Genomic DNA, 25447 nt, shown 5'->3' on the forward strand with positions numbered 1-25447 from the left:
TTCAACGGTTCTCCAATGCGTCGAGAATGGTGGTCCGCAGCCGTGCGGTGACCGCGGGGTCGCGTTCGGTGCTGCGCGGTTCGGGGATGTCGACGACCGCGCGGACCGGCTCGCCGGATCGTCCCAGGACGACTATCCGGTCACCGAGCAGGATCGCCTCGTCGACGTCATGGGTCACGAAGACCACGGTGGACGGATGTGTCGCCAGGGTGTCGATCAGCAACTGCTGCATGGTGGTTCGGGTCTGGGCATCGAGTGCCCCGAACGGCTCGTCCATCATCACCGCTCGCGGAGCGCCGGCCAGGCCGCGGGCGAGTTGCACCCGTTGCCGCATCCCACCGGATAGCGACTTGGGCAGGAAGCGGGCGAAGCCGTCGAGGCCGATCTCGGTGATCCACTGGTCGGCCCGGGAGTCGCGTTCGGCGCGCGGCACTCCGCGAAGTGTCAGCGCCAGCAGGATGTTCCCGCGGACGGTGCGCCAGGGGTGCAGCGCATCATCCTGGAAGACCATGGCGCGATCGCGGGACGTCCCGGTCACCGGTGTGTCGTCGGCGGTGATCGAACCCGACTGCACGGGGAGTAGTCCCGCGAGGGCGCGCAGCACCGTGGACTTGCCACAGCCCGACGGGCCGGTCAGGACGAGAATCTGTCCGGCGGGAACCGTGAGGTCCAGTCCGTCGATCACGGTGGTGTCCCCGTAGCCGATCGAGACATCGCGCAGGGTCAGCCCCATGGCGGTGGTGGCCTCGCGAGAAGTGGTGGCGGTCATCGGGTTTCCTGTCCTCGGGGCAACCAGTGGGTGAGCCGGCGGCCGAGCAGTTCGATGGCGCCCGATGTCGCGGCGCCCAATGCCCCGATGGTGAGCATGCCTACGAAGACCTGTGGGTAGTCGACGACGGTGTACGCCTGCCAGGTGCGATAGCCGATGCCGAGGCGTCCGGAGATCATCTCCGCGGAGATCAGGCAGATCCAGGCGACACCCACGCCGACCGACAGGCCGCTGAACACACCGGGAGCGATCCCCGGAAGTACCACGCGCAGCAGGACAGCGAGCCGTCCGCCGCCCATCGTGCGCACCGAGTCCTCCCAGATTGTCGGCAGCGCGCGCACCGCATGCCGGGTGGCGACCATGATCGGGAAGAAGGCGGCGGTGAAGGTGATGAACACCATTCCGGCCTCATCGGTGGGGAGCACGAGGATCGCGACCGGAACCAGGGCGATGGCCGGAATGGGCCGCAGGACTTCGGTGAGTGTGCCTATGCCGAGGCGTGCTGCGGTGGAGCGGCCGACAGCGATTCCGATCGGTACGCCCACCACCACCGCGAGCGCGAAGCCCGTCCCGATACGGATCAGCGATTGGCCGATGTCGAGGTAGTACTGGCCGGATGCCAGGCTGCTCCAGAAGGACCGGGCGATGTCGGTCACGGAGGGCACGGTGTCGAAGCGGGCCCAGAACACCACGTCGTTGGTGGTGAGCAACTGCCAGAGACCGGCGGCAACGAGCAGCACGGTCACCCGGATCGGCCACTGCCACCAGCGATGTGGTGTGCGCCGCGAATCGTTCGGAGCGGACCTGTCGACCGCGTCGGTGCGGTCGGCGAGGAGTGGATCGGCGGTGATGGTGGTCATCAGGACACCTGCGCGACGGCCTGATCGAAGGACAGTTCGGTAGAGCCCGGATGCCGCTCCCGGTAGCGGCGCGCGCCGTCCTCGGTGGTGAATCCGACGAACTCGGCACCGTCGCGCACCCAGATGGCCTCGTCGGCGAACCAGCGTGTGCGCAGAACGGGATCGATGATGTAGGCCGCGCGCACCGTGGTCCCGTCGGTCCGGGCGGCTTTGACGGCCTTCAACAGGCACGTGGGACCGGCGGCCGGCTGGGTGCCCTTGCGGCCGTCGAGCCACAACTCGGCGGATGCGGAGGCCTGAACCTCTGTGTTGCACACCGGATCGTGCCCGCGGATCACCGAGGTGCTCTCGGTCTGCGCGAGGGCTTGGCTGTAGTCGGCGCCGGCCGCACGGCTGGCCTGTTCCAGATACTTCGGCTGGACGAAGGCTTCAAGATCGGGGGCGTGCTCGAAGCTGCCGATGGACTTCAGGTACGGGATGTCCCCTCGAAGTGCTTGGATCAGCGAGGGTTTGAGCGCCGTGTTGAAATCGGTGCCGCCCGGCCCGTTGTACAGGTAGACGACTTCGGCGGGCAGACCGGTCTGCTTCGCGACCGTCTCGGCGGCTGTCAGTGGCTGCTCGGTCAGCGTGCGCGTCGTGTCGAGTTGCGCAGCGAGGAAAGCGGTCGTGACATCCGGATGCTGCTCGGAGAACGCGGCTCGGGCCACCACGCCGTGCAGAGTGGGCACACCGAGTTCGGCGCCGTCGTAGAGCAGCCGCGCCTTGTCCTGGAAAACCAGCAGTCCCGGCCACGCGACGAACTGTGCCAGCGCATCGGCCTTGCCGGATTCCAGAGCGGAGGCGCCCACCTGCGGCTGCTGATTCTGCACCCGGACTCCGCTGGTCGGGTCGATGCCCAGACGGTCGAGGGCCTGCACGGCGGTGCCGTGACCCGCGGAACCGACGCTTGCCGAGATGGTTCGTCCGCGCAAGTCGGACAGGGTTCGCGCAGGCGAATCAGGCGGCACCACAATCATGTTCAGCGACCCGCGGGCGCTCGACCCGGTGACCGACAGCATCTCGGTGCGGGTGCCTGCCTGCGCACCTGCCCGAGCGGCATTGATCAACAGGGGGTAGTCGCCCATCGAACCGATGTCGATCTTTCCGGCCACCATGCCGGTGGTGATCGGTGCGCCGGTGTCGAAGTCCTGCCAGTCGACGACGTACTTGGTACCGGTCTTCTCGGACAGCTCGCCGAGCCGCTTCTCGAACTGGCCGCCCGCACGCAGCAGGGTGCCCGCGGTGACCGTGTTGATCGTTTTCGACTGATAACCGACCACGACGTGCACGGCATCGGAGTCGGCGGCACCGTCGAGCGAACATGCGGTGGCGCCGATTGCGCAGGCGGTAGCGGTGAGGAGGGCGGCGACACGGCTCGCTCGTGGTCGATGAGATCTCATGGGATGTCCTTGGGGCCGACAAGGTGACCGTCCGCCGGGTGGCGCACGGGTGGAACGTGTGTGAGGGGATTCAGCGCAGGAGATACGGCATGTTCACGGTGACCGCACCGGTGGGACAGCGGACCGCGCACGGGCCGCAATACCAGCATTCGTCGACATGCATGTAGGCCTTGCCGCTGTCCGGGTTGATGGCGAGGGAATCGAGGGGACAGACCTCGACGCAGAGGGTGCAGCCCTCGATGCAGAGTGATTCGTCGATGGTGACGGGTACGTCGACGCGCTGGCTGACCTGACTCATGGCTGCCTCCGTTGTGCGGTGCTGCGCAAGCAGATCCGGTCGCTGCGCATGCGGATGTATTCGAGGTCGACGGGGCGATTCCCGTCGGCCAGATGGGTGAGGCGTTCCAGCAGCAGAAGGGCACTGCCCGAGGCGATTTCGAGGTGGGCGGCCGAATGCGGATCCGCATCCACGGCCTCGACCGTCATCGATGCGTGACCAAGTGGTCCGCCCGCGATCTGTTCGAGCAATACGAAAACATCGGTGGACTCGAGATCATGTTCCAGGAGCGGAATACCGAGATCCGGTACGAGATAGGTGATATCGAGGCTGATCGGCTCATCGTCGAGATAACGCAGGCGTTCGATGTAGACGGCCTGGGCATCCTCACCGAGCTGTAGCCGTCGCGCCACGGCGCGCGGTGCGTTCACGAGTGTCGCGACCTTCACCGCGTTGCGGACCTCGCCGTGCATCCGCAGCGTTTCCTTGAGTCCGAGAAGCGCGTCGAGCCCGTGGTCCAGTTTGCGTGCGACGACGTGCGTCCCGACACGCGGTGCACGCTCGATCAGCCCTTCGTCGGTGAGGATGCCGAGAGCATCGCGAATGGTGTTGCGGGAGACACTGAAGTCGGTGATCAGTGCGCGCTCGTCGAGGGCGCCGACGATGTCGCCGTCGTGGATCTGGCGGCGCAGCACGTCGGCGACCATGCGGGCGTTCTCGGCCCGCAGACGTCCGGCTCCGGTGGTTCTGGGCTGCATGGAGTGGACAGTAGTGCTGTTGTCGGTCTGTGGGCAGAGCGCTGTTCATCGGTGGGGCTGACGACGACGATTCCGCCACCGTCAGCGCGCCGATCGGCGCGCTGACCATGGACTATCCATGGCGGGTCGGCATTTGCGCCACCGAGGTGCGGCCGTTCGAATTAGAATCAGCGAGCACGCAATTCGAGGCCCGATCTAGGTCAGGAAGCGTGCCGCGTTCTCCGTCAGATCGAGGAGCGGCTGCGGGAAGATGCCGAGCACGATGGTCGCTGCGGTGCAGACGGCGATCGGGATGGTGGTGAGCGGACTCGGCTTCACGACGCCGGGGGCGTCGGCCGGGACGTCGGCGAAGAACATCGCGACGATGATGCGGATGTAGAAGTAGGCGGCGATGGCGCTGCTGATCACACCGACGATCACCAGCGCGGCGCCACCGGCTCCCCCGACCGCCGCGAAGATGTCGAACTTCGCGATGAAGCCACTGGTGAGGGGAATCCCGGCGAAGGCCAGCAAGTACATCGAGAACATCGCGCCGACGAGCGGATAGCGTTTGCCGAGTCCGGCCCACTGGGTGATGTCGGTGGCCTCACGACCGGAGAGGTGCGGACCGGAGGCACGTTCGGGCTCGCGCACGACAGCGACGATGGCGAAGGCCCCGAAGGTCGAGAAGGCGTACGCGGACAGATAGAACCACGTGGCGGACGTACCCGCATCGTCAAAGGCGATGAGCCCCAACAGGATGAAGCCCGTGTGGGTGATCGCCGAATAGGCGAGCAGACGTTTCACGTCGGTCTGTGTCACCGCCATGATCGCGCCGACGACCATGGTGGCGATCGCCACCGCCCACAGGATCGGTTGCCAATCATCTTCCAGCGCACCGAAACCCGTGCGGAAAACCCGCAGCAGCGCACCGAAGGCCGCGATTTTCGTCGCCGCCGCCATGAACGCCGTCACCGGTGTGGGTGCTCCCTGGTACACGTCGGGTATCCAGGAGTGGAACGGAATGGCGCCGACCTTGAAGAGCAGACCGACGGCCAGCAAAGCCAACGCGATCAGCGGCAGCACGTGATCGGCGCCCGGGATGCTCAGCGCCGCGCCGAACTCGGTGAGCGTCAGTGAGCCGGTGGCACCGTAGGCGAAGGCGGCGCCGAAGAGGAAGAAGGCCGATGAGAAGGCGCCGAGCAGGAAGTACTTGAGCGAGGCTTCCTGGGAGATCAGCCGCCGACGGCGGGCCAGACCGCACAACAGATACAGCGGGAGCGAAAAGACCTCCAGCGCAACGAACATCGTCAGCAGGTCGCCACAGGCCGGGAACAACATCAGTCCACCGACGGCCAGCATCGTCAGCGGGAACACCTCGGTGGTCACCGCGCCCACGCGTGTCGCCTCGAATTCGGCGTCGGTATTGGGCACCACCGCACCGGCGGGAGTGAACATGTCGGCCGGAGTGCTACCTAGCGTCGCCTGCGCTGCAGCGCCCGGTCCGTCGCTGACCCGCAGCTCGATGGGGTGTGGTGCGACGACCTTCTCCAGTCGCCGTTCACCCATGAAGGCCACGCCGAGGAGCCCGACGATCAGTAGAAGACCCTGCAGGAACAGCGCGGGCCGGTCCAACACCACGGCCCCCGACATCACCGACTGTCCTTGCCCGCCATCACCGAAGGCATCCATCGCGACCGCGACGAGTGCGGCGAAGCCCGCCACGAGTCCCGCCGCGGCGACGGCGAGTTGGACGGTGAACCGCCGGGCGCGTGGTACGAAGGCCTCGATCAGCACACCCACCACACCGACGCCGAAAACGATCAGCATCGGGGACAGGGCGCCATAGGCGATGCTGGGCGCCGGGATGGTCATCGCGATCCCCCTTCACTCGGAGCGGTCACCGCGGGCCGCGGGTCTTTGACGCCCACCGACGTCATCGTGTGTTCCACAGCCGGATTGATGACGTCCAGTAGCGGTTTCGGGTACATCCCGAACACCAGGAGAAGTGCGATGAGTGGTGTCACCACGGCGAGTTCGCGTCGCCGGAGATCCGGCAGTGGGCGAGTCGCCGCGCCGGGACCGCCCGTGGCCGTGGACGGCAGATCGCGCACCGGCCCGCCGAAGACCCGCTGATAGGTCCACAGAATGTAGATGGCCGACAGCACGAGGGCACTGGTGGCCGCGACGGCCGCCACCGGGTAGCGGGTGAAACTGCCGATGAGTACCAGGAATTCGCTGATGAATGGCGACAATCCGGGGAGCGAGAGGGTGGCGAGCCCGGCGATCAGGAAGGTGCCCGCCAGTACGGGTGCGATCTTCTGCACGCCTCCGTAGTCGGCGATCATCCGGCTCCCGCGTCGCGATACGAGGAATCCGGCGATGAGAAACAGTGCGGCGGTCGATATTCCGTGATTCACCATGTAGAGCGTCGCACCGGACTGTCCCTGCGTGGTCATCGCGAAGATACCCAGGATGATGAAACCGAAATGGGAGATCGACGTGTAGGCGATGAGACGCATCATGTCGGTCTGCGCGATGGCGAGCAGCGCACCGTAGATGATGCCGATCACCGCGAGGGTGACGATCGCCGGAGCGAAGAACCTCGACGCCTCGGGGAACAGTTCGAGGCAGAATCGCAGCATCGCGAAGGTGCCGACCTTGTCGACGACCGCCATCATCAGCACACCCGTTGCCGGGGTGCCGGCAACCGCGGCATCGGGTAGCCACGAATGGAACGGCCACAGTGGGGCTTTCACGGCGAACGCGAACAGGAATCCGAGGAACAGCCAGCGCAGCAACTCCGGGCTCGCATCGAGTCCGCCCCCGGCCACCGCGTCCGCGACGACCCGCAGGTCAAAGGTGCCGCCGCCGGTGCCGAGGTCGGAGCGTGCGGTTACCACGTACAGCCCGATCACCGCGGCGAGCATGATCAGACCGCCGAAGAGGTTGTACAGCAGGAACTTCACCGCCGCACGAGCGCGATCGGGTCCCGTGCCGAAGCCGCCGATGAGGAAGTACATCGGGATGAGCATGGCCTCGAAGAAGATGTAGAAGAGCAGAATGTCCAGGGACAGGAAGCTCATCAGCATCATCGACTCGACGGCCAGCGTGAGAGCCACGTAGGTGTGCGGGCCCTTCTCCCGGCGACCACCCGAATGATCCAGGGAGCCACTGTGATCGGCGTCGCGCCAGCCCGCGACGAGCAGGATCGGGACCAGCACCGCCGTCAGCAGTATGAGGACGAGCGCGATGCCGTCGAGACCGAGGGTGTACCGCATGCCCAGGGACGGAATCCACGAGTGATCTTCGACGAACTGGTACCGATTCCCGTCGGCGTCGAATCCGGCTGCCAGACCGACGGACAACGCCAGCACGGCGAGCGAGATCGCGAGCCCCGCCCATTTGGCGAGATCGGTTCGTCCGGTGGGGAACACGAGGATGGCGAGTGCGCCGATCGCGGGCACGAGCCAGAGAATCGTCAGCCAGGGAACGTTCACAGCACATTCACCACCATCACGAGTGCGACGACCGCGACGGCGCCGGCGAACATCGACAGTGCGTACGACCGCACATAGCCGTTCTGCCAGCGACGTATTCGCTGCGACAATCCGGCGATACCGTGGCCGAGACCGACGGTGGCTCCGTCGACGCCGCCCTTCTCGACCGTCGCCAGGCCGCGGACCAGCCCTTGGCCGGGCCGCATGAGGGTGCGCTCGTTGAACGCGTCGCCGTACAGGTCCTGCCGCGCTGCCGAGGTGAGACCCGAGACGTCGACCGGCGCGGTGTCGGGGACCTCGGAGAGTGCGTACTGCCGGATCGCCACGGCGATACCCGCTGCGACGACGACGAGGATCACCACGGTGATCACCCAGGCGGGAACCGGCAGTTCGTGATGCGCATGGCCGACGACCGGTTCGAGCCAGTGCACCAGTCGATCCCCCTGTGCGAGAAGCAGACCCGCCCCCACCGAGCCGACGGCCAGCACGATCATCGGCAGCGTCATGGCCGCCGGGGACTCATGGGGATGAACACCCTCGCGCCACCGGCGCTTGCCGAAGAAGGTCAGCAGCATCACCCGCGTCATGTAGAAGGCGGTGATGCCGGCGCCGAGAAGTGCTGCGCCACCGAGTAACCAGCCTTTCGCGCCACCGGAGGCGAACGCGGCCTCGATGATCGGGTCCTTGGAGAAGAAACCCGCGAACGGCGGCACCCCGATGATCGCGAGGTACCCGAGGCCGAAGGTCACGAAGGTGATGGGCATGACGGTGCGCAGACCGCCGAAGCGCCGCATGTCGGTCTCGTCGTCCATCCCGTGCATCACCGAACCGGCACCGAGGAACAGTCCGGCCTTGAAGAATCCGTGGGTCAGAAGGTGCATGATCGCGAAGGCGTACCCGGCCGGACCGAGTCCGGCGGCGAGCACCATGTAGCCGATCTGGCTCATCGTCGACGCCGCGAGCGCCTTCTTGATGTCGTCCTTCGCGCAGCCGATGATCGCACCGAACAGCAGTGTCACCGCGCCGACCACCACGACGCCCACCTGCGCGGCCGGAGCCAGATCGAAGATCGGCGCGGACCGGGTGATGAGATAGACGCCCGCGGTCACCATGGTCGCCGCGTGGATCAGCGCGGACACCGGCGTGGGGCCCTCCATCGCGTCGCCCAGCCACGATTGCAGCGGTACCTGAGCGGACTTGCCGCAGGCTGCCAGCAGCAACATGAAACCGAGTGCGGTGAGCGTGCCCTCCGACGCCGCACCCGCATCGCCGAGCACCGTGCCGAAGCCGACGGAACCGAAGGTCGCGAACATGATCATCAACGCGATGGCCAGCCCCATGTCGCCGACCCGGTTCACCACGAAGGCCTTCTTCGCGGCGGTGGCCGCCGACGGCCGGTCCTGCCAGAAGCCGATGAGCAGATAGGACGCGAGACCCACACCCTCCCAGCCGAGATAGAGGCCGAGGAAGTTATCGGCGAGCACGAGGATCAGCATCGCTCCGACGAACAGGTTGAGATACGCGAAGAAGCGCCGACGGTCGGGATCGTCGGCCATGTAGGACATCGAGTAGACGTGAATCAAGGATCCGACGCCGGTGATCAACAGGACGAACACCATCGACAATTGATCGAGCTGAAAACCGAAGTCCACCTGCAACTCGCCGACCGGCACCCAGGTGTACAGATCCTGTTGCACAGCACGGTCATCGCCGTTGCGGCCGAGCATGCCGAAGAACATCGCCAGCGCCAGCCCGAACGACGCGAACACGATCGCGGTTCCGAGGAGGTGCCCACCGCGGTCGCTGCGGCGACCGGCGAGCAGCAGCACCACCGCGCCCAGCAGCGGCAGGGCGGGCACCAGCCAGAGCAGGCCGGCGGTCGTGTCGGCGTTCATCGGAGCCTCCTTAGCGCTTCAGCAGATCGGTGTCGTCCACCGAGGCGGATCTCCGGGCACGGAAGATGGTCATGATGATCGCGAGACCGATGACGACCTCGGCGGCCGCGACGACCATCGTGAAGAACGCGATCACCTGACCGTCGACCGACGACTGCATACGCGCGAACGTCACGAACGCCAGATTCGCTGCGTTGAGCATCAGTTCGATGCACATGAAGACCACCATCGCGTTGCGCCGCAACAGGACTCCGGCGGCACCGATGGTGAACAGCAGCGCCGCGAGGTACAGGTAGTTCTCGGGATTCATCGGTCGTCCCCGGATTCCGGACGCAGGAGCGCGTTGACGGACAGTTCCGACGGTGACCCGTCCGGCAGGAGGGCGGGTACGTCGACGGCATTGTGGCGGGCGAATACCCCGGGGCTGGGCAGCGGTGTCATGTCGGCCCCGAGGCGGAAGCGTTCGACGGACAGCTCCCGCTGACTGCGCTTGGGGCCGAACCGTTCCCGGTGCGCGAGCACCATCGCGCCGAGCGTGGCGGTGATGAGGAGCGCGCCGGTCAGCTCGAAGGCCCACAGGTACCGCACGAAGATCAACTCGGCGATGGCCTCGACGTCGCCGTCCCCGGCGGTGCTGCCGGGCGGCGCGGCTCCGGGGCGCGTGGCTGCGACCACGCCGTTCGAGATACCCGCGATCAGCAGCACACCGAAGCCGATGCCGATGAGCGCGGTGTAGAGGCGTTGTCCGCGCAGCGTTTCCGCCAGTGAGTCCGACGAGTCGACGCCGATGAGCATGAGCACGAACAGGAACAGCATCATCACTGCGCCCGTGTAGACGACGACCTGGACGACCCCGAGGAACAACGCGCCCTGCGCGACATAGAAGACGGCGAGCACGATCATTGTCGTCGCGAGGAACAGCGCCGAGTAGACGGCTTTGGTCGCGAACACGACGCCGAGCGCGCCGGCCACCGCGACGACGGCCAGAATCCAGAACTGCACGGCCTCCGGGGTCGAGGTTCGCGCGGCCTCCGCGACGAGCGTCGTCATGCGTCCGCTCCGGTGTTCAGAGTGCCGTCGCTGCGCACCTCGCCGCGGTAGTAGTTCTCATCGGTGGAACCGGGAGCCATCGCGTGCGGGGGCGCCTGCGTGCCCGGTTCGAGCGGGGCCAGCAACTGCTGCTTCTCGTAGATCAGGTCGGCCCGATTGTCATCGGCCATCTCGTAGTCGTTGGTCATCGTGAGTGCCCGGGTCGGGCAGGCCTCGATGCAGAGACCACAACCGATGCAGCGCAGATAGTTGATCTGATAGACGCGCCCGTACCGTTCCCCCGGCGAGTACCGCTCCTCCTCGGTGTTGTCGGCGCCCTCCACATAGATCGCATCGGCGGGACACGCCCAGGCGCACAGCTCACACCCGATGCATTTCTCCAGACCGTCCGCATAGCGATTCAACTGATGACGGCCGTGATAGCGCGCCGCGGTGGGCGTCTTCTGTTCCGGATAGGACTCGGTGATCGTCGGCTGGAACATGCCGCCGAAGGTCACGCGTAATCCGTTGACCGGCTTGAGGAAATCAGGCATCCGAGGACTCCTTGACGGTCGGGGACGTGTGCTTGTCGACGATCTGGCCGGGCAGCGGCGGCACCGGGAAGCCGCCTTTCATCGCATCGAAGGGTTCGGGTTCCGCAGCGGGCCCGCGTTTCTTGGGCAGTCGCATGAGTCGCCAGATCGCGTAGGCCAGTAGGGCGGTGACGAGTATTCCGGCGCCTGCCGAGACCCAGGCGCGTGCGGTGTCGGCCTCCCCGCCGAGGGCGACGCGGATGAGCGCGACCACCATCACCCAGCCGAGGGCGATCGGGATGAGGACCTTCCAGCCCAGATTCATGAACTGGTCGTACCGGAGTCGGGGCAGGCTGGTCCGCAGCCAGATGAACACGAACAGGAACACCCAGACCTTGATGGTGAACCACAGCACCGGCCACCAGCCGGAATTCGCGCCATCCCACATGCTCAGTGGCCACGGCGCCTGCCAGCCACCCAGGAACAGGGTGGTGGCCAGTGCCGACACGGTCACCATGTTGATGTATTCGGCGAGCATGAACATCGCGAACTTCAGCGATGAGTATTCGGTGTGGAAGCCGCCGACGAGTTCGCCCTCGGCCTCCGGTAGGTCGAAGGGCGCGCGATTGGTCTCGCCGACCATCGAGATGGCGTAGATGAGGAACGAGGGCAGTAACAGCAGGACGTACCAATGATGTTCCTGCGCAGCGACGATGCCGGACGTCGACATCGTGGCGGCGTCGAGGAAGACCGCGGCGAAGGTGAGGCCCATGGCGATCTCGTAGGAGATGACCTGGGCCGTTGACCGTAGACCGCCCAGCAATGGGTAGGTGGAGCCCGACGACCAGCCCGCGAGGACGATGCCGTAGACGCCGACCGAGGTGACGGCGAGGACGTAGAGGACACCCACCGGAAGGTCGGTGAGTTGCAGCGGCGTGTGATGCCCGAAGACCGATACGGTCGGGCCGAAGGGGATCACCGCGAAGGCCATGACCGCCGGGATCACCGCGAGCATCGGTGCCAGCAGGTAGATGACCTTGTCGACGTCGGTCGGGATGACGCCCTCCTTGAGGGCCAGCTTCACGCCGTCGGCAAGACTCTGCAACAGTCCACGCGGCCCGACACGATTCGGCCCGACGCGTCTCTGCATGCGCGCCATGATCTTTCGTTCCGCGAGAATCGCGACGAGCGGATTCGCGACGAGGAAGGCGAACACGGCGACGGCCTTCAGCAGGATCAGCCACCACGGATCACGACCGAAGTCGACGAGCGTGGGGAAGTCGGTGGCCAGTGCGGTGGTGGTCATCGCCGCACCTCGCCGACGGCGATCGTGACAACATCCCCGGCCTGGGCGCCGAGATCCGGATAAAGATGCGAGCCAGGGGAGTTCGTCGGTGCCCAGACGACGCCGTCGGGCATCTCGGTGATGATGAGCGGCAAGGTCACCGCGCCGCGTTCGCTCGCAATGGTGACTCGCACGTCGTCGCCCGCACCGATGCCGGCCGCGGTGTGCGCCGACATCCGGGCGACCGGACGTCGTGCGGTGCCCTTCAGATTCGGTTCACCGTCCTGGAGTCGACCGTCGTCGAGGAGCATCCGCCACGTCGCGAGAACAGCCTCGCCGGGCGTCAGCGACAACGAGCCAGGGATGCTGGCGGGAGTCGCGGCCATGTCGACGGACGGTTCGTCCGCGACCGGGCGGGCACCCGACCACCGGCCGAGCCGTTCGAGTGCGGTGCGGATCCGGATCGGGTCGTCGCAGTCGAGAGTGACGCCGGATTGCGCGGCCAGGGCGGTCAGGACGCGACGGTCCGGCATCGAACCCACCTGCGGCAGCGCGGCGGTGAACGGCCGCGCGCGTCCTTCCCAGTCGACGTACATGCCGTCCTTCTCCGTCACCGGCGCCACCGGGAGTACCACGTCGGCACGTTCGGTGACTGCGCAGCTGCGTATTTCGAGGCTGACGAGGAAGGGCACCGTATCCAGCGCGCCGAGTACGGCGTCCGGATCGGGCAGGTCGTCCGGGTCGACGCCGCCGACGAGGAGCGCTCCGAGTTCGCCGTCCCGGGCGGCGGCGAGCATCGCGAGGGTGTCCAGCCCCGGGGTTGATGGCAAGTCGGTGACCTGCCACGCGGCGGCCACCTCGGCCCGTGCCGCCGGGTCGTCGACCGGGCGGCCGCCGGGCAGAAGTCTCGGCGCCGCACCGACATCCAGCGCGCCCCGCTCACCCGCGCGACGCGGAATCCAGGCCAGGCGCGCACCGGTGCGGGATGCGAGCCGAACCGCGGCGTCCAGGGCGCCGGGAATCGTGGCGAGCCGCTCACCGACGACGAGTACCGATCCGGGAGCGGTCAACGCGTCGGTGGCGGCCGACGAATTCAGCACCGCCGCTTCGGTGCCCGGGACCGCGGGCAGCAGCGTGCCGTTCAGTTTCGTCACCCCGGGGCTGCGCCAGGCGGCGATCGCGGTGACTCGCTGCCCTGCGGTGCGCACCGCACGCCGGAGCCGCAGGAAGACGATAGGCGACTCCTCCTCGGGTTCGAAGCCGGCCAGTAACACCGACGGGGCGGTGGACAGTTCCTGGTAGGTGACGTCATCCGGGCGAGCGGCAATATGGGTTGCCAGGAAGGAGGTTTCGGCAGCGCTCAGCGCACGGGAACGAAAGTCGACGTCATTGGTGTCCAGCACGGTGCGGGCGAAACGGCCGTAGGCGTAGGCGTCCTCGGCGGTGAGCCGTCCGCCGGTGAGCACGCCGGCCCGGCCGCGCGCCGCCCGCAAACCCTCCGCCGCGCGGCGTAGGGCCGCCGACCACGGCACCTCCCGCATCCGACCGTCGGCCTCGCGCACCAGCGGTGTGGTGATCCGATCGTCGGCAGAGGTATAGGCGAAGGCCCAGCGACCCTTGTCGCAGTTCCACTCGGCATTGACCTCCGGATCGTCACCGGCCTGTCGCCGCAACACCTTTCCGCGCCGATGGTCGGTGCGCTGTGCGCACCCGCTCGCGCAGTGTTCGCACACACTGGGGCTGGAGATCAGATCGAAGGGACGCGCCCGGAAGCGGTAGGCGGTCCCGGTGAGCGCGCCCACCGGGCAGATCTGCACGGTGTTGCCGGAGAAGTAGGATTCGAACGGATCGTCCTGATACACGGAAACCTGCTGCAGAGCACCGCGATCCGCGAGGTCGATCAGTGGATCGCCGGCCACCTGGTCGGCGAATCTGGTGCAGCGTGCGCACAGCACGCAGCGTTCCCGGTCGAGGAGCACTTCGGCGGATAGCGGCACCGGCTTGGTGTAGGTGCGTTTGGTTCCGGAGAACCGGGAATCCGCCCGGCCGGACGACATGGCCTGATTCTGCAACGGGCATTCGCCGCCCTTGTCACAGACCGGACAGTCCAGCGGATGATTGATGAGCAGCAACTCCATCACGCCACGCTGAGCTGATTCCGCTATCTCCGAGCTGTATTGGGTCTTCACGACCATGCCGTCCGTCACCACCGTGGTGCAGGAGGCGAGCGGTTTGCGCTGTCCCTCCACCTCCACCAAACATTGGCGGCAGGCGCCCACCGGATCGAGAAGCGGATGATCGCAGAACCGGGGGATCTGCACGCCGATCTGCTCGGCGGCGCGGATCACGAGGGTGCCGGGCGTGACACTCACCTCGACACCGTCGATGCTGGCGCTGATCCGGTCCTCGGTCATCGGGCCTCCTCGAAGACGGTGGACAGCCGCGGATCGAACGGGCAGCCGCCCTGCTCGATATGTGCCCGGTACTCGTCGGCGAAGTACTTCAGCGACGAGACGATCGGACTGCCCGCACCATCCCCCAAGGCGCAGAAGGACTTACCGACGATGGTGTTGGTGACGTCTGCGAGCGTATCGAGATCTTCCGGTCGGCCCGAGCCCTCCTCGATGCCGCGCAGTAGTTGCACCAGCCAGTACGTGCCCTCCCGGCACGGCGTGCATTTGCCGCAGGATTCGTGGGCGTAGAACTCGGTCCAGCGGAGGACGGCCCGCACCACACAGGTCGTCTCGTCGAAGATCTGTAATGCCTTGGTGCCCAGCATCGACCCCGCCTCGCCGACGGCTTCGTAATCCAGTGGTACGTCGAGGTGTTCGGGCGTGAACATCGGTGTCGACGAGCCGCCGGGCGTCCAGAACTTCAGCTGATGCCCCGCGCGGACACCGCCTGCCTGTGTCAGCAACTCGCGCAACGTGATTCCCAGCCCCGCCTCGTACTGCCCGGGACGCGTCACGTGCCCGGACAGCGAGTACATCGTGAAACCCGGTGACTTCTCGGTGCCCATCGTGCGGAACCAGTCGACGCCGTTACGGATGATCGCGGGCACACTGGCGATCGACTCGACGTTGTTCACCACCGTCGGGCTCGCGTAGAGCCCGGCAACCGCCGGAAACGGCGGGCGTAGACGAGGTTGTCCGCGACGACCCTCCAGGGAGTCGAGCAGCGCGGTCTCCTCGCCGCAGATGTAGGCGCCTGCCCCGGCGTGGACGATCAACTCCAGGTCGAAACCGGAGCCGAGGATGTTCGCCCCGAGATAGCCTGCCGCATAAGCCTCGTCGACCGCCGTACGCAGGCGGCGGATCACCGACGCCACCTCGCCGCGCACATAGACGAAGGCATAGTGCGCGCGGATCGCGTACGCCGCGATGATCGCCCCCTCCACCAGGGTGTGCGGCGACGCCAGCATGAGTGGCATGTCCTTGCAGGTGCCGGGTTCGGATTCATCGGCGTTGACCACCAGGTAGTGCGGCGGCGCGTGCGGATTGTCCGGTTCCTGCGGGATGAACGACCATTTCGTCCCGACCGGGAAGCCTGCCCCGCCACGGCCCCGGAGTCCCGATGCCTTGACGGTGGCGATGAGCTCGTCGGGTGACTGCCCCAGTGCGGTGCGCAGCGCCGAATATCCATCGTGTGCTTCGTAATTCCGCAGCGTCCAGGATTCCGGCTCACCCCAGTGTCTACTGAGCACCGGTGGCATGGCGGCGGTCATGAGGCATCGGGCTGTTCGGGAAGGCCTGCGAGAAGGCGGGCGGTTTGCCGGAACGAACACACCGTGCCGGTGCCGCGGGCCGGTGTCACCGAAACACCTGCCCGCAGATCTTCGGCCAATTCGATGGCGCCACCCGGGGTTTGGTTGTCGAAGAACTCCCAGTTGACCATCACCACGGGCGCGAAATCGCAGGCCGCATTGCATTCGACGTGCTCGAGCGTGATGCGGCCGTCGGGAGTGGTCTGCCCCGGTTCGATGCCGAGATGGTCGACGAGGGCCGCGAGGATTTCGTCGCCGCCCATCACCGCGCACAGGGTGTTGGTGCAGACCCCCATCAGGTATTCGCCGGTCGCCGACCGCCGGTACATCGAGTAGAAGGTTGCCACCGCCGCCACCTCGGCGGTGCTCAACCCGAGTTGGTCGGCGCAGAAGCGAACACCGGCGCGGGTGACCTGCCCGTCCTCTGACTGCGTCAGATGCAGGAGCGGCAGCAGCGCCGATCGGGCCACCGGGTAGCGGGCGATGATGCCGGCGGCCTCGGCGGCCATCCGTTCCTCGATGGCGGCCGGATACGCGGCGGGGCCGTCGAAGGTGATGACCGGATGTGGTTCCGGCGGGATGACCGGAACCCCCTCGGCAGGTGGTGCATTCAGGTCGACGAACACCGGGTCGCTCATCGGTCGACTCCTCCCATCACGGGGTCGATGCTGGCGACGGCGGTGATCACGTCGGCCACCATGCCGCCCTCGCACATCGCGGCGACGGCTTGCAGGTTCGTGAACGACGGATCGCGGAAGTGCACCCGGTAGGGGCGGGTACCACCGTCGCTGACCATGTGGACGCCGAGTTCGCCGCGCGGTGACTCCACTGCCACATAGCATTGGCCTGCGGGGACCCGCATGCCCTCGGTCACCAGCTTGAAGTGGTGGATGAGGGCCTCCATCGAGGTGCCCATGATGCGTGCGATGTGTTCGGGTGAGTTGCCCAGGCCGTCGGGGCCCAGTGCCAGGTCGGCGGGCCACGCGATCTTCCGGTCGGACACCATCACCGGTCCCGGCTCCAGCCGATCCAGGCATTGCCGGGCGATGCGCAGCGATTCGCGCATCTCCTTCACCCGGATCAGGTAGCGGCCGTAGCTGTCCGCGGTGGTATCGGTGATGACGTCGAAGTCGTAGTTCTCGTAACCGCAGTACGGTTCGGTCTTCCGGAGGTCGTGCGGCAGGCCGGTGGATCGCAGCACCGGACCCGTGATGCCGAGAGCCATGCAACCGGTCAGGTCCAGATAGCCGACGTTCTGGGTGCGGGCCTTCCAGATGTAGTTGTCGTTCAACAGGTTCCCGAGTTCGTCGAGACGGCCGGGTAGTAGGTCGAGCAGTTCGCCGATGCGTTCGACGGCATCGGCGGGGAGGTCCTGCGCGACGCCGCCCGGGCGGATGTACGCATGGTTCATGCGGAGGCCGGTGACGTACTCGAAGATGTCCAGGATCATCTCGCGTTCGCGGAAGCCGAGGAACATCGCGGTGACGGCACCGAGTTCCATTCCGCCGGTGGCCAATGCGACGAGATGCGAGGAGATCCGGTTGAGCTCCATCAGGAGGACGCGGATCACCGATGCGCGCTCCGGGATGTCGTCGGTGATGCCGAGCAGTTTCTCCACACCGAGGCAGTAGGCGGTCTCGTTGAAGAAAGGGGAGAGATAGTCCATGCGGGTCACGAAGGTGACCCCCTGCGTCCAGTTGCGGTATTCGAGATTCTTCTCGATTCCGGTGTGCAGGTATCCGATACCGCAGCGCGCCTCGGTGACGGTCTCGCCCTCGATCTCGAGGATCAGGCGCAGCACACCGTGCGTCGACGGGTGCTGGGGACCCATGTTGACCACGATGCGTTCGTCGCCGGGCTGGGCCGCCGCCCGCGCCCGGACCTCGGTGACGATCTCGTCCCAGTCCTGGCCCGCGACCGTGTAGGTGTGGGTGTTGGGGTCATCGGTGGTCGTCATCAGCTGTACGACCTCCGCTGATCGGGTGGCGCGATGCGGGTCCCCTTGTACTCCACGGGAACTCCGCCGAGGGGGTAGTCCTTGCGCTGCGGGTGCCCCTGCCAGTCGTCGGGCATCTCGATGCGGGTCAGCGATCGATGTCCGTCGAAAATGATGCCGAAGAAGTCGAAGGTCTCGCGCTCGTGCCAGTCGTTGGTCGGGTAGATGTCGGTGAGCGTCGGGATGTGCGGATCGGCATCGGGGGCGGACACCTCCAGCCGCACCCGGCGGTTGTGGGTGATCGAACAGAGCGGATAGACCGCTCGCAGTTCGCTGCCCATGTCGTCGGGATAGTGAACCCCGTTGACGCCCAGGCACAATTCGAAGCGGAGGCTCGGACGGTTACGCAGCGTGAGCGCGACTGCGCGGAGATGGTCCCGCCGGACGTGCAGGGTCATCTCGTCCCGGAACACCACGACCATCTCGACGGCGTCGTCCCAGGCGGCGCCGATGTCGGCGAGCCCGGCAGTGAGTTCGTCGGCGATCTCGTCGAAGTAGCCGCCGTAGGGACGTTCGGTGCGGCCCGGCATGGTGACGGCCTGGACGAGGCCACCGTAGCCCGACGTGTCGCCGGTGCCCTGCGCGCCGAAGAGTCCGTGGCGTGTGCTGATCTGTTCGGGTTCGCTCATCGCAGCAATCCCTTCAGCTCGATGGTGGGCTTTGCCTGCAGCGCAGCCTGTTCGGCCGCCCAGATGGCCTGCTCGCGATTCACGCCGAGGGGCATCTGCGCGATCTGCTCGTGGAGGGTGAGGATGGCGTTCAGCAACATCTCCGGCCGCGGTGGGCAGCCCGGCAGATAGATGTCCACGGGCACCACGTGGTCGACGCCCTGGACGATCGCGTAGTTGTTGAACATGCCGCCCGATGATGCGCAAACCCCCATGGCCAGAACCCATTTCGGCTCGGACATCTGGTCGTAGATCTGGCGGAGCACCGGCGCCATCTTCTGACTGACCCGGCCCGCGACGATCATCAGGTCCGCCTGCCGGGGTGATGCGCGGAAGGCCTCCATACCGAAGCGGGCGAGGTCGTAGCGTGCCGAGGTGGTGGCCATCATCTCGATGGCGCAGCAGGCGAGTCCGAAGGTGGCAGGCCACAGTGAGCCCTTGCGCATGAAGCCCGCGAGGTCTTCGACGGTACTCAGCAGGAAGCCACTCGGCAGTTTCTCCTCGAGTCCCACGTCGCGAATCCTCCTTGCGTCCGTACACCGCTGTTGTGCGGTGCTAATCCCAGGTGAGTCCTCCGCGCCGCCACTCGTAGGCGTAGGCCACCGACACGTTGACGACGAACAGCGCCATGGCGAGGAAGCCGAACCAGCCGAGCATGTCGAAGGCGACCGCCCACGGATAGAGGAAGACGATCTCGATGTCGAAGATGATGAACAGCATCGCGGTGAGGTAGTACTTCACCGGCACACGCTGGATGATGTGCCTGCTTCGTTCGGCGACGGTCAGTGCGCCGCCCGTGCTCCCGACAGCGTGCGTTTCGGTGAGCGGTTCGATGCCGCACTCGTAGGGCTCCAATTTGGCGCGGTTGTACCGTTTCGGGCCGATCGCGATTGCGACGAACACGGAGAATCCCGCGAATGCCACCGCAATTGCGCCGAGGACCAGAATCGGCACGTACGCGTTCATGGTGTGGGCCTCCCCACTGACGCCATCGATGTGAGCTGTGACACATAGCCTACAAGTGCCGTGGGTGAGGCGCCGAACTTTCTAGGCTTCGGCGTTTCTCAGCAGGTCGGAGAAGGTTCCGGGCAGCGTGAGCGGGTCGACCGGGAGGGTGGCTGTGGCGTCGGCGCGCGACCAGTCGGCGAGCCACCGATCATCGGCGCGGCCGAGGAGCACGAGGATAGGCGGGCACGGATCGATCTCGTCGCGCATCTGCTTCGCGACACCCATCCCACCGGCGGGCGCGGCCTCGCCATCGAGGATGACCGCATCGACGACCCCGGCCTCCAGTTGCGCGAAGACCATCGGTGCAGTGGCCACTTCGACGAAGCTCAACTCCGGCAATGCGGGATCGGGTCGCGGGCCGAGCGCGGAGATGACCTGCGCGCGAGTGTCGGAATGATCCGAATAGACCAGCACGCGCACCACTTTCGGCGCGTTCGGATCGGTCACGCGGTTGATGCTACCGGCGATCGGGCGCGAATCAGCGATCGATGGAGAATCCAGCGCGGCGGCGGTGTCCGTCGAGTGCGAAGGTGACGAGCTGATCGATCAGGTCCGGGTAGGCCAGACCGGAGGCCTCCCACATCTTCGGATACATCGAGGCCGGGGTGAATCCGGGGATCGTGTTGATCTCGTTGAGGAGCCAGCCGCGTCCGCCCTCCTCATAGAAGAAGTCGACGCGCGCCATCCCGGCACACCGCAGCGCGAGGAAGGCGCGTGCGGCGAGCTCGCGGACCTCGGCAGTCGCATCGTCGGACAATTCGGCGGGGATGACAAGTTCGGCGGAGCCGGTCAGATATTTGTCGGCGTAGTCGTAGAAATCGCTGGCCGGTTTGATCTCACCGGGCAGCGACGTCGCCGGTGCGGTGTTGCCGAGCACCGCGACCTCGATCTCCCGCGCCGAGACGGCTTCCTCGATGACGATGACGTCGTCGTACCGCAGGGCCACATCGATGGCCTTGTCCAGTTCGGAGACGTCATGGGCCTTGGAGATGCCCACCGACGACCCGAGATTCGCGGGCTTCACGAAGACCGGCAACCCGAGTTCGTCGACGGCGCGCTCGACGATCGTCCGTGCGTCGTCGACGCCGTCGCGGAATTCGATCCAGCGGCACTGCGGGATGCCGACCTGTTCGGTGACGATCTTCGCCATCGCCTTGTCCATGCACAGCGCGGACGAGAGCACACCCGAACCGACGTAGGGGATCTTGAGCAGTTCGAGCAGCCCCTGGACGGTGCCGTCCTCGCCGTGCGGCCCGTGCAGCAGGGGCAGTACCACCGTCACCGCTTTCGCGGCCCCGGTGGCCGGATTGTCCGCGTCCCGGAGAACGGCGATCGGTTCGATCGGGGTGCCGTCGGTCGACAGCGCGTCCGGCAGCGGCGTGCCGTCCTGCAATGCGTCGAGGGCTTCGTCGTTGCGCACCCAGGCGCCCTCGCGGGTGATCCCGATCGGAACCAGGTCGTAGGTGGTGCGGTTCGCCGCGGCCAGCACATGTGCGGCAGTCACACGGGAAACGTCGTGTTCGGCGGATACGCCGCCGTAGAGGACCACCAGTCGCAGGAGGGGTGCAGCCATGGCAGTCACGATACGGCCCCCGGCAACGGGATTTCTCCTGGCCGTATCGTTGCGTTGTGCGATTCACAGCGAATGAGGTGACAGCCGCTGTCGGGGGACGGCTCGTGGGCGACGACGTTCCGGTCGACGGTGCGTCCATCGATTCGCGGTCGGTGACCTCGGGACAACTGTTCGTGCCGATCGTCGCGGACCGCGACGGGCACGACTTCATCCCCGGTGCCGTGGAGTCCGGTGCCACCGCGTATCTGACCGCGCAACCGCCGCTCGCCGATGTCGCGGCCACCGCCGTCGAGGTGACCGACACCGCCGCGGCTCTCGCCGATCTGGGTGGTGCAGCCCGTGACCGACTTCCGGATCGGGTCGTCGGTGTGACGGGCTCGGTCGGGAAGACCTCCACCAAGGATCTGCTGGCCGGTGCCCTCGCGACGACCTATCGCACAACGGCGAGCCAGAAATCCTTCAACAATGAACTCGGACTGCCGCTGACACTGGCGAATGCGGCCGACGACACCGAGGCGGTCGTCGTCGAGATGGGCGCTCGCGGCATCGGGCACATCGACCTCCTGTGCGGGATCGCACGGCCCACCGTCGGCATCATCACGCGCGTCGAAGCCGTCCACCTCGAACTCTTCGGTGACCTGGACGCGGTGGCCCGCGCCAAGGGGGAGTTGGTGGAGTCACTTCCGGTGGACGGTCTCGCCGTCCTCAACGCCGACCATCCGGTGGTCGCCGGCATGGCCGACCGCACCGATGCCGGAGTCCTCACCTACGGACTGACCCCGTCCGCGGACGTGCACGCAACGGCCATCACCCTCGACGACCAATTGCGCGCGTCGTTCCGCCTGCACACTCCGTGGGGTGAGACCGACATCCGTCTCGGCGCGCGTGGCGAACATCAGGTGCCCAACGCCCTGGCGGCCGCCACTGCCGCGGGCTGGCTCGGAGTGCCCGTCGAAGCGCTCGCCGACGGTCTGCTCGGAGCCGAATTGTCCGGTCTGCGTATGGAATTCGGCACCACCGCAGCCGGCGTGACGATCCTCAACGACGCCTACAACGCGAATCCGACGTCGATGTCGGCGGCGCTGAAATCCCTTGCCGCACTGGATGCTCGCCGTCGCGTGGCGGTGCTCGGGACGATGGCCGAACTGGGCGACGAGTCCGCGGCCCAGCACAGCGCTGTCGCGGACGAGGCCCGGGCGCTCGGTATCGACGTGATCGCGGTGGACGAACCGCACTACGGGCCGGCGGCCCGCCACGTCGGGGGAGTCGACGAGGCGGCCGCCGCCCTGGCCGACCTTCAGGCCGGAGATGCCGTGCTGGTCAAGGGAAGCCGCGTGGCCGCCCTCGAGCGAGTGGCCGAAGCCCTACTCGCCTGACGCCGACTCTCGGGTCATGCGTTCGGCATTCGCGACGATCACGTCGCGGACGTACTGCGCCAGTCCCGGAGCGAGATCGTCGTAGTGCTTGGTGAAGCGCTCGTCGGCGATGTACATCTCGGCCAGGCAGGTCTGCATCTCGTACCCGCAGTCGTAGAACTCGTTGATCTGCGCCCGATGCCGTTCGGCGAGGGCGTCGGCTTCCGGCGTACCGGGTGCGACGCCGGTGTGCAGGGCGTCGGCGAAGGCCGACTCCAACTCATCGGTGTCGGCCTTGATGCGCCGCCAGTCGTCCTTGGTCCACGTGGCGGTCCGCTCCTGGCTCTGCTTCCAGGAATCGGTGTCGCCCCAGCGCTGTTCCGCCTCTTCGGCGTACTCCTCGCCGGGCCAGTTGTCGCCGAAGATCTCCACCTGCTCCTCGGCGGTCAGTTGCATACCCTGTTTCTTCGCATTCATCATGTCCTCCACTGCCGCAACCATCCGGTGCAAGCGATCGATCCGCTCGTGGAGCAGGTCGAGCTGATCACGGAGATGCTTGATCGCATCCGCGTGCGGATCGTCGAGCAGGGTCGCTATCTGCTCGAGGGAGAATCCGAGTTCCCGGTAGGTCAGAACCCGGTGCAGCCGTTCGATATCCGCATCCTCGTAGAGGCGGTAATCGGCGGTACTGCGGGCCGACGGCACGACCAGACCGATGCGGTCATAGTGGTGCAGTGTCCGGACGCTGACGCCCACGAGTCGAGCCGTCTCACCGACGGTCCGCCCGCGTGGCCGGGTGGTGTCTCCTACGCTCACATCGGCCACTGTGGTGCCTCACGTCGCGTCAGGGTCAAGCGTCAGGGTGCGAACCCGATGACCGAGTTGTCCTTCTGGCACGCCGCGAGCAGTCCCTGGACCTCCGACGGACCGCAGGTCCAGTCCCGGACGGTCTGTCGCTGCCCGGTCGCGATCTTCGGCGCGTAGTCGGTGGCCACCTCCTTGGCGGCATCGCACTCGAGATCGCCTGCCAGCAGGAGTACTCGCAACGCGCCGTCCGGTCCGGGCACCGTACCGCAGGCCTTCTGGCCGTCGTGGTGATCGGGAACCTCGGTGGTCGGCTTGGCCGGCTTGGGGCCGCCGACGACCGATGCGCTGGAGTTCTCCGACACCGTGGTGGTCGGGGATTCGGCCGAGGCAGCGGCAGGCGCCGAGGTGGCGGCCGACGTGGACGTGGAGTCGGCCTCCTGTTCACCTCCGCAGGCGGTGAGTGCGAGGCCGAGCATTCCGGCGGCGACGGCGAGCGTGATCCGGTGGCGGTTTCGCGACATGTGCTTACCGTACCGGGTTTGGGAAGCGCGGTCGCGACCTGCGAAGATGCATCGGTGAGCTCCGACGACCTGCACGCCGATTCTGCCCCTCCGACCTCGGACGGTCGCGTCGACCACGGCTACACGGTGGGGACCACACTGCCCGGAGGCCGTGGACGAACAGGCGTCATCCATACCCCGCACGGCGACATCCGGACGCCCGCGTTCGTACCCGTGGGTACCAAGGCGACGGTGAAGACCGTGCTGCCCGAGGCGGTGCGCGAACTGGGGGCGCAGGCCGTGCTGGCCAACGCCTATCACCTGTATCTGCAGCCCGGGCCGGAGATCATCGACGAGGCCGGTGGCCTCGGTGCGTTCATGAACTGGCCGGGCCCCACCTACACCGACAGCGGTGGCTTCCAGGTGATGTCGCTCGGCGCAGGCTTCAAGAAGGTCATCTCCATGGCCGCGACCGGCGAGCCGGACGACGACCTGACCGCCAACGGCAAGGAGCGCCTGTCGCGGGTCGACGATGACGGTGTCACCTTCAAATCCCACCTGGACGGTTCCGCCCACCGATTCACCCCCGAGGTGTCGATGCAGATCCAGCATCAACTCGGTGCGGACATCATCTTCGCCTTCGATGAACTCACCACTCTGATGAATACTCGTGTCTATCAGGAGAATTCATTGGAGCGGACGCGGCTGTGGGCGATCCGGTGCCTCGCCGAACACAACCGGCTGACCGCCGAACGCACCCATCGCCCGCGCCAATCCCTGTGGGGCGTCATCCAGGGCGCCCAGTACGAGGATCTGCGGCGCAAGGCGGCACGGGACCTCACCGAACTCGGCCGCGCCGATCAGGCCGAGGGCGGTCTGGGTTTCGGCGGATTCGGTATCGGGGGTGCGTTGGAGAAGGACAACCTCGGCACGATTGTCGGCTGGGTGAACGACGAACTGCCCGAGGACATGCCGAAGCATCTACTCGGCATCAGCGAGCCGGACGACATCTTCACCGCCATCGAGAACGGCGCCGACACCTTCGATTGCGTATCGCCCACGCGAGTCGCCCGCAACGGGGCGATCTATTCACTCGACGGCCGCTACAACATCACGAATGCCAAGTACCGCAGGGACTTCCGCCCTCTCGATCCGGAGATGGAGAACTACAGTTCGCAGTACTCGCGCGCCTACCTCCATCATCTGTTCAAGGCGAAGGAAGGATTGGCGGCGACCCTGGCGACGCTGCACAACGTGTCCTTCATCGTGACGATGGTGGATCGGGCGCGGCAGGCCATCGAGGACGGCAACTACACCGAGTACCGCGACGAGTTCCTCGGCCGGTACTACGCAGGTACGCGCTGAACCGGACATACACGCGGAGAGGTCGACGCGGCCAGATTGTCGTTGCCGTCCCAGTCCGGTTGCCGGCCATTTGCGCAACGTGCGAACT

The 25447-nt window shown here is 66.6% G+C and carries 23 protein-coding genes and 1 pseudogene; 2 read left to right on the forward strand and 22 right to left on the reverse strand.

Going from position 1 to position 25447, the window contains the following annotated elements:
- Window position 1: 1 nt before the first annotated feature.
- From AC4JJG_RS12170 to AC4JJG_RS12265, 20 genes and pseudogenes are all read right to left on the reverse strand, one after another.
- Window positions 2-769 (reverse strand): ABC transporter ATP-binding protein, encoded by a 768-nt coding sequence (locus tag AC4JJG_RS12170; protein ID WP_495401608.1) that lies wholly within the window; start codon window positions 767-769, stop codon window positions 2-4.
- A complete protein-coding gene (locus AC4JJG_RS12175) occupies window positions 766-1629 on the reverse strand; it encodes an ABC transporter permease (RefSeq protein ID WP_495401607.1) in 864 nt (287 codons plus the stop codon). Before AC4JJG_RS12175 ends, AC4JJG_RS12170 begins: the two co-directional genes overlap by 4 nt.
- A complete protein-coding gene (locus tag AC4JJG_RS12180; protein WP_495401606.1) occupies window positions 1629-3068 on the reverse strand; it encodes an ABC transporter substrate-binding protein in 1440 nt (479 codons plus the stop codon). Before AC4JJG_RS12180 ends, AC4JJG_RS12175 begins: the two co-directional genes overlap by 1 nt.
- Before the next feature lie 70 nt (window positions 3069-3138).
- Entirely contained in the window at window positions 3139-3366 is a 228-nt protein-coding gene (locus AC4JJG_RS12185) for a 4Fe-4S dicluster domain-containing protein (protein WP_495401605.1), read from the reverse strand.
- Complete coding sequence (locus AC4JJG_RS12190) at window positions 3363-4103, reverse strand: GntR family transcriptional regulator (protein WP_495401604.1); 741 nt, start codon at window positions 4101-4103, stop codon at window positions 3363-3365. Before AC4JJG_RS12190 ends, AC4JJG_RS12185 begins: the two co-directional genes overlap by 4 nt.
- A gap of 195 nt (window positions 4104-4298) precedes the next feature.
- Window positions 4299-5957: an NADH-quinone oxidoreductase subunit NuoN gene (gene nuoN, locus AC4JJG_RS12195; RefSeq protein WP_495401603.1), complete on the reverse strand. Its 1659-nt coding sequence runs from the start codon at window positions 5955-5957 to the stop codon at window positions 4299-4301.
- Complete coding sequence (locus AC4JJG_RS12200; RefSeq protein WP_495401602.1) at window positions 5954-7582, reverse strand: NADH-quinone oxidoreductase subunit M; 1629 nt, start codon at window positions 7580-7582, stop codon at window positions 5954-5956. The genes nuoN and AC4JJG_RS12200 overlap by 4 nt, the downstream gene beginning before the upstream one ends.
- Window positions 7579-9477, reverse strand: coding sequence for an NADH-quinone oxidoreductase subunit L (gene nuoL, locus AC4JJG_RS12205; RefSeq protein ID WP_495401601.1), 1899 nt, complete (start codon window positions 9475-9477; stop codon window positions 7579-7581). Before nuoL ends, AC4JJG_RS12200 begins: the two co-directional genes overlap by 4 nt.
- Window positions 9478-9487: 10 nt before the next feature.
- The gene (gene nuoK, locus AC4JJG_RS12210; protein WP_495401600.1) at window positions 9488-9787 is read right to left on the reverse strand and encodes an NADH-quinone oxidoreductase subunit NuoK; all 300 of its coding nucleotides are present in this window, start codon (window positions 9785-9787) and stop codon (window positions 9488-9490) included.
- Window positions 9784-10527 carry an NADH-quinone oxidoreductase subunit J gene (locus tag AC4JJG_RS12215; protein WP_495401599.1) on the reverse strand — a complete coding sequence of 248 codons (744 nt, stop codon included), beginning with the start codon at window positions 10525-10527 and terminating at the stop codon, window positions 9784-9786. Before AC4JJG_RS12215 ends, nuoK begins: the two co-directional genes overlap by 4 nt.
- Window positions 10524-11060: an NADH-quinone oxidoreductase subunit NuoI gene (gene nuoI / locus AC4JJG_RS12220; RefSeq protein ID WP_495401598.1), complete on the reverse strand. Its 537-nt coding sequence runs from the start codon at window positions 11058-11060 to the stop codon at window positions 10524-10526. Before nuoI ends, AC4JJG_RS12215 begins: the two co-directional genes overlap by 4 nt.
- Complete coding sequence (gene nuoH, locus AC4JJG_RS12225) at window positions 11053-12345, reverse strand: NADH-quinone oxidoreductase subunit NuoH (protein WP_495401597.1); 1293 nt, start codon at window positions 12343-12345, stop codon at window positions 11053-11055. Before nuoH ends, nuoI begins: the two co-directional genes overlap by 8 nt.
- Window positions 12342-14738: an NADH-quinone oxidoreductase subunit G gene (locus AC4JJG_RS12230; RefSeq protein WP_495401596.1), complete on the reverse strand. Its 2397-nt coding sequence runs from the start codon at window positions 14736-14738 to the stop codon at window positions 12342-12344. The genes nuoH and AC4JJG_RS12230 overlap by 4 nt, the downstream gene beginning before the upstream one ends.
- Window positions 14735-16725: pseudogene (gene nuoF / locus AC4JJG_RS12235) on the reverse strand (NADH-quinone oxidoreductase subunit NuoF). Before nuoF ends, AC4JJG_RS12230 begins: the two are co-directional and overlap by 4 nt.
- Window positions 16722-18044: an NADH dehydrogenase (quinone) subunit D gene (nuoD, locus tag AC4JJG_RS12240; protein ID WP_495401595.1), complete on the reverse strand. Its 1323-nt coding sequence runs from the start codon at window positions 18042-18044 to the stop codon at window positions 16722-16724. The pseudogene nuoF and the gene nuoD overlap by 4 nt, the downstream one beginning before the upstream one ends.
- Window positions 18044-18712: an NADH-quinone oxidoreductase subunit C gene (locus AC4JJG_RS12245; protein WP_495401594.1), complete on the reverse strand. Its 669-nt coding sequence runs from the start codon at window positions 18710-18712 to the stop codon at window positions 18044-18046. Before AC4JJG_RS12245 ends, nuoD begins: the two co-directional genes overlap by 1 nt.
- Window positions 18709-19263 (reverse strand): NuoB/complex I 20 kDa subunit family protein, encoded by a 555-nt coding sequence (locus tag AC4JJG_RS12250; RefSeq protein WP_495401593.1) that lies wholly within the window; start codon window positions 19261-19263, stop codon window positions 18709-18711. The genes AC4JJG_RS12245 and AC4JJG_RS12250 overlap by 4 nt, the downstream gene beginning before the upstream one ends.
- Before the next feature lie 43 nt (window positions 19264-19306).
- Window positions 19307-19717: an NADH-quinone oxidoreductase subunit A gene (locus AC4JJG_RS12255; protein ID WP_495401592.1), complete on the reverse strand. Its 411-nt coding sequence runs from the start codon at window positions 19715-19717 to the stop codon at window positions 19307-19309.
- An 81-nt stretch (window positions 19718-19798) separates the two neighbouring features.
- Window positions 19799-20206, reverse strand: a complete 408-nt coding sequence (locus AC4JJG_RS12260) for a hypothetical protein (protein WP_495401591.1) — start codon at window positions 20204-20206, stop codon at window positions 19799-19801.
- A gap of 31 nt (window positions 20207-20237) precedes the next feature.
- Window positions 20238-21332, reverse strand: coding sequence for a D-alanine--D-alanine ligase family protein (locus tag AC4JJG_RS12265; protein WP_495401590.1), 1095 nt, complete (start codon window positions 21330-21332; stop codon window positions 20238-20240).
- 56 nt (window positions 21333-21388) lie between these two features.
- On the opposite strand from AC4JJG_RS12265, the gene AC4JJG_RS12270 reads away from it, so the two are divergent.
- Window positions 21389-22708 carry a UDP-N-acetylmuramoyl-tripeptide--D-alanyl-D-alanine ligase gene (locus tag AC4JJG_RS12270; protein WP_495401589.1) on the forward strand — a complete coding sequence of 440 codons (1320 nt, stop codon included), beginning with the start codon at window positions 21389-21391 and terminating at the stop codon, window positions 22706-22708.
- Here the strand turns inward: AC4JJG_RS12270 and AC4JJG_RS12275 are convergent.
- Together AC4JJG_RS12275 and AC4JJG_RS12280 are read right to left on the reverse strand one after the other, a co-directional pair.
- A complete protein-coding gene (locus tag AC4JJG_RS12275) occupies window positions 22697-23503 on the reverse strand; it encodes a MerR family transcriptional regulator (protein ID WP_495401588.1) in 807 nt (268 codons plus the stop codon). The two genes, AC4JJG_RS12270 and AC4JJG_RS12275, sit on opposite strands and share 12 nt — an antisense overlap.
- A gap of 41 nt (window positions 23504-23544) precedes the next feature.
- Window positions 23545-24015 carry a hypothetical protein gene (locus AC4JJG_RS12280; RefSeq protein WP_495401587.1) on the reverse strand — a complete coding sequence of 157 codons (471 nt, stop codon included), beginning with the start codon at window positions 24013-24015 and terminating at the stop codon, window positions 23545-23547.
- A 54-nt stretch (window positions 24016-24069) separates the two neighbouring features.
- On the opposite strand from AC4JJG_RS12280, the gene tgt reads away from it, so the two are divergent.
- The gene (gene tgt, locus AC4JJG_RS12285) at window positions 24070-25359 is read left to right on the forward strand and encodes a tRNA guanosine(34) transglycosylase Tgt (protein ID WP_495401586.1); all 1290 of its coding nucleotides are present in this window, start codon (window positions 24070-24072) and stop codon (window positions 25357-25359) included.
- Window positions 25360-25447 lie beyond the last annotated feature (88 nt).

Source organism: Gordonia sp. B8661-1, assembly GCF_059427765.1.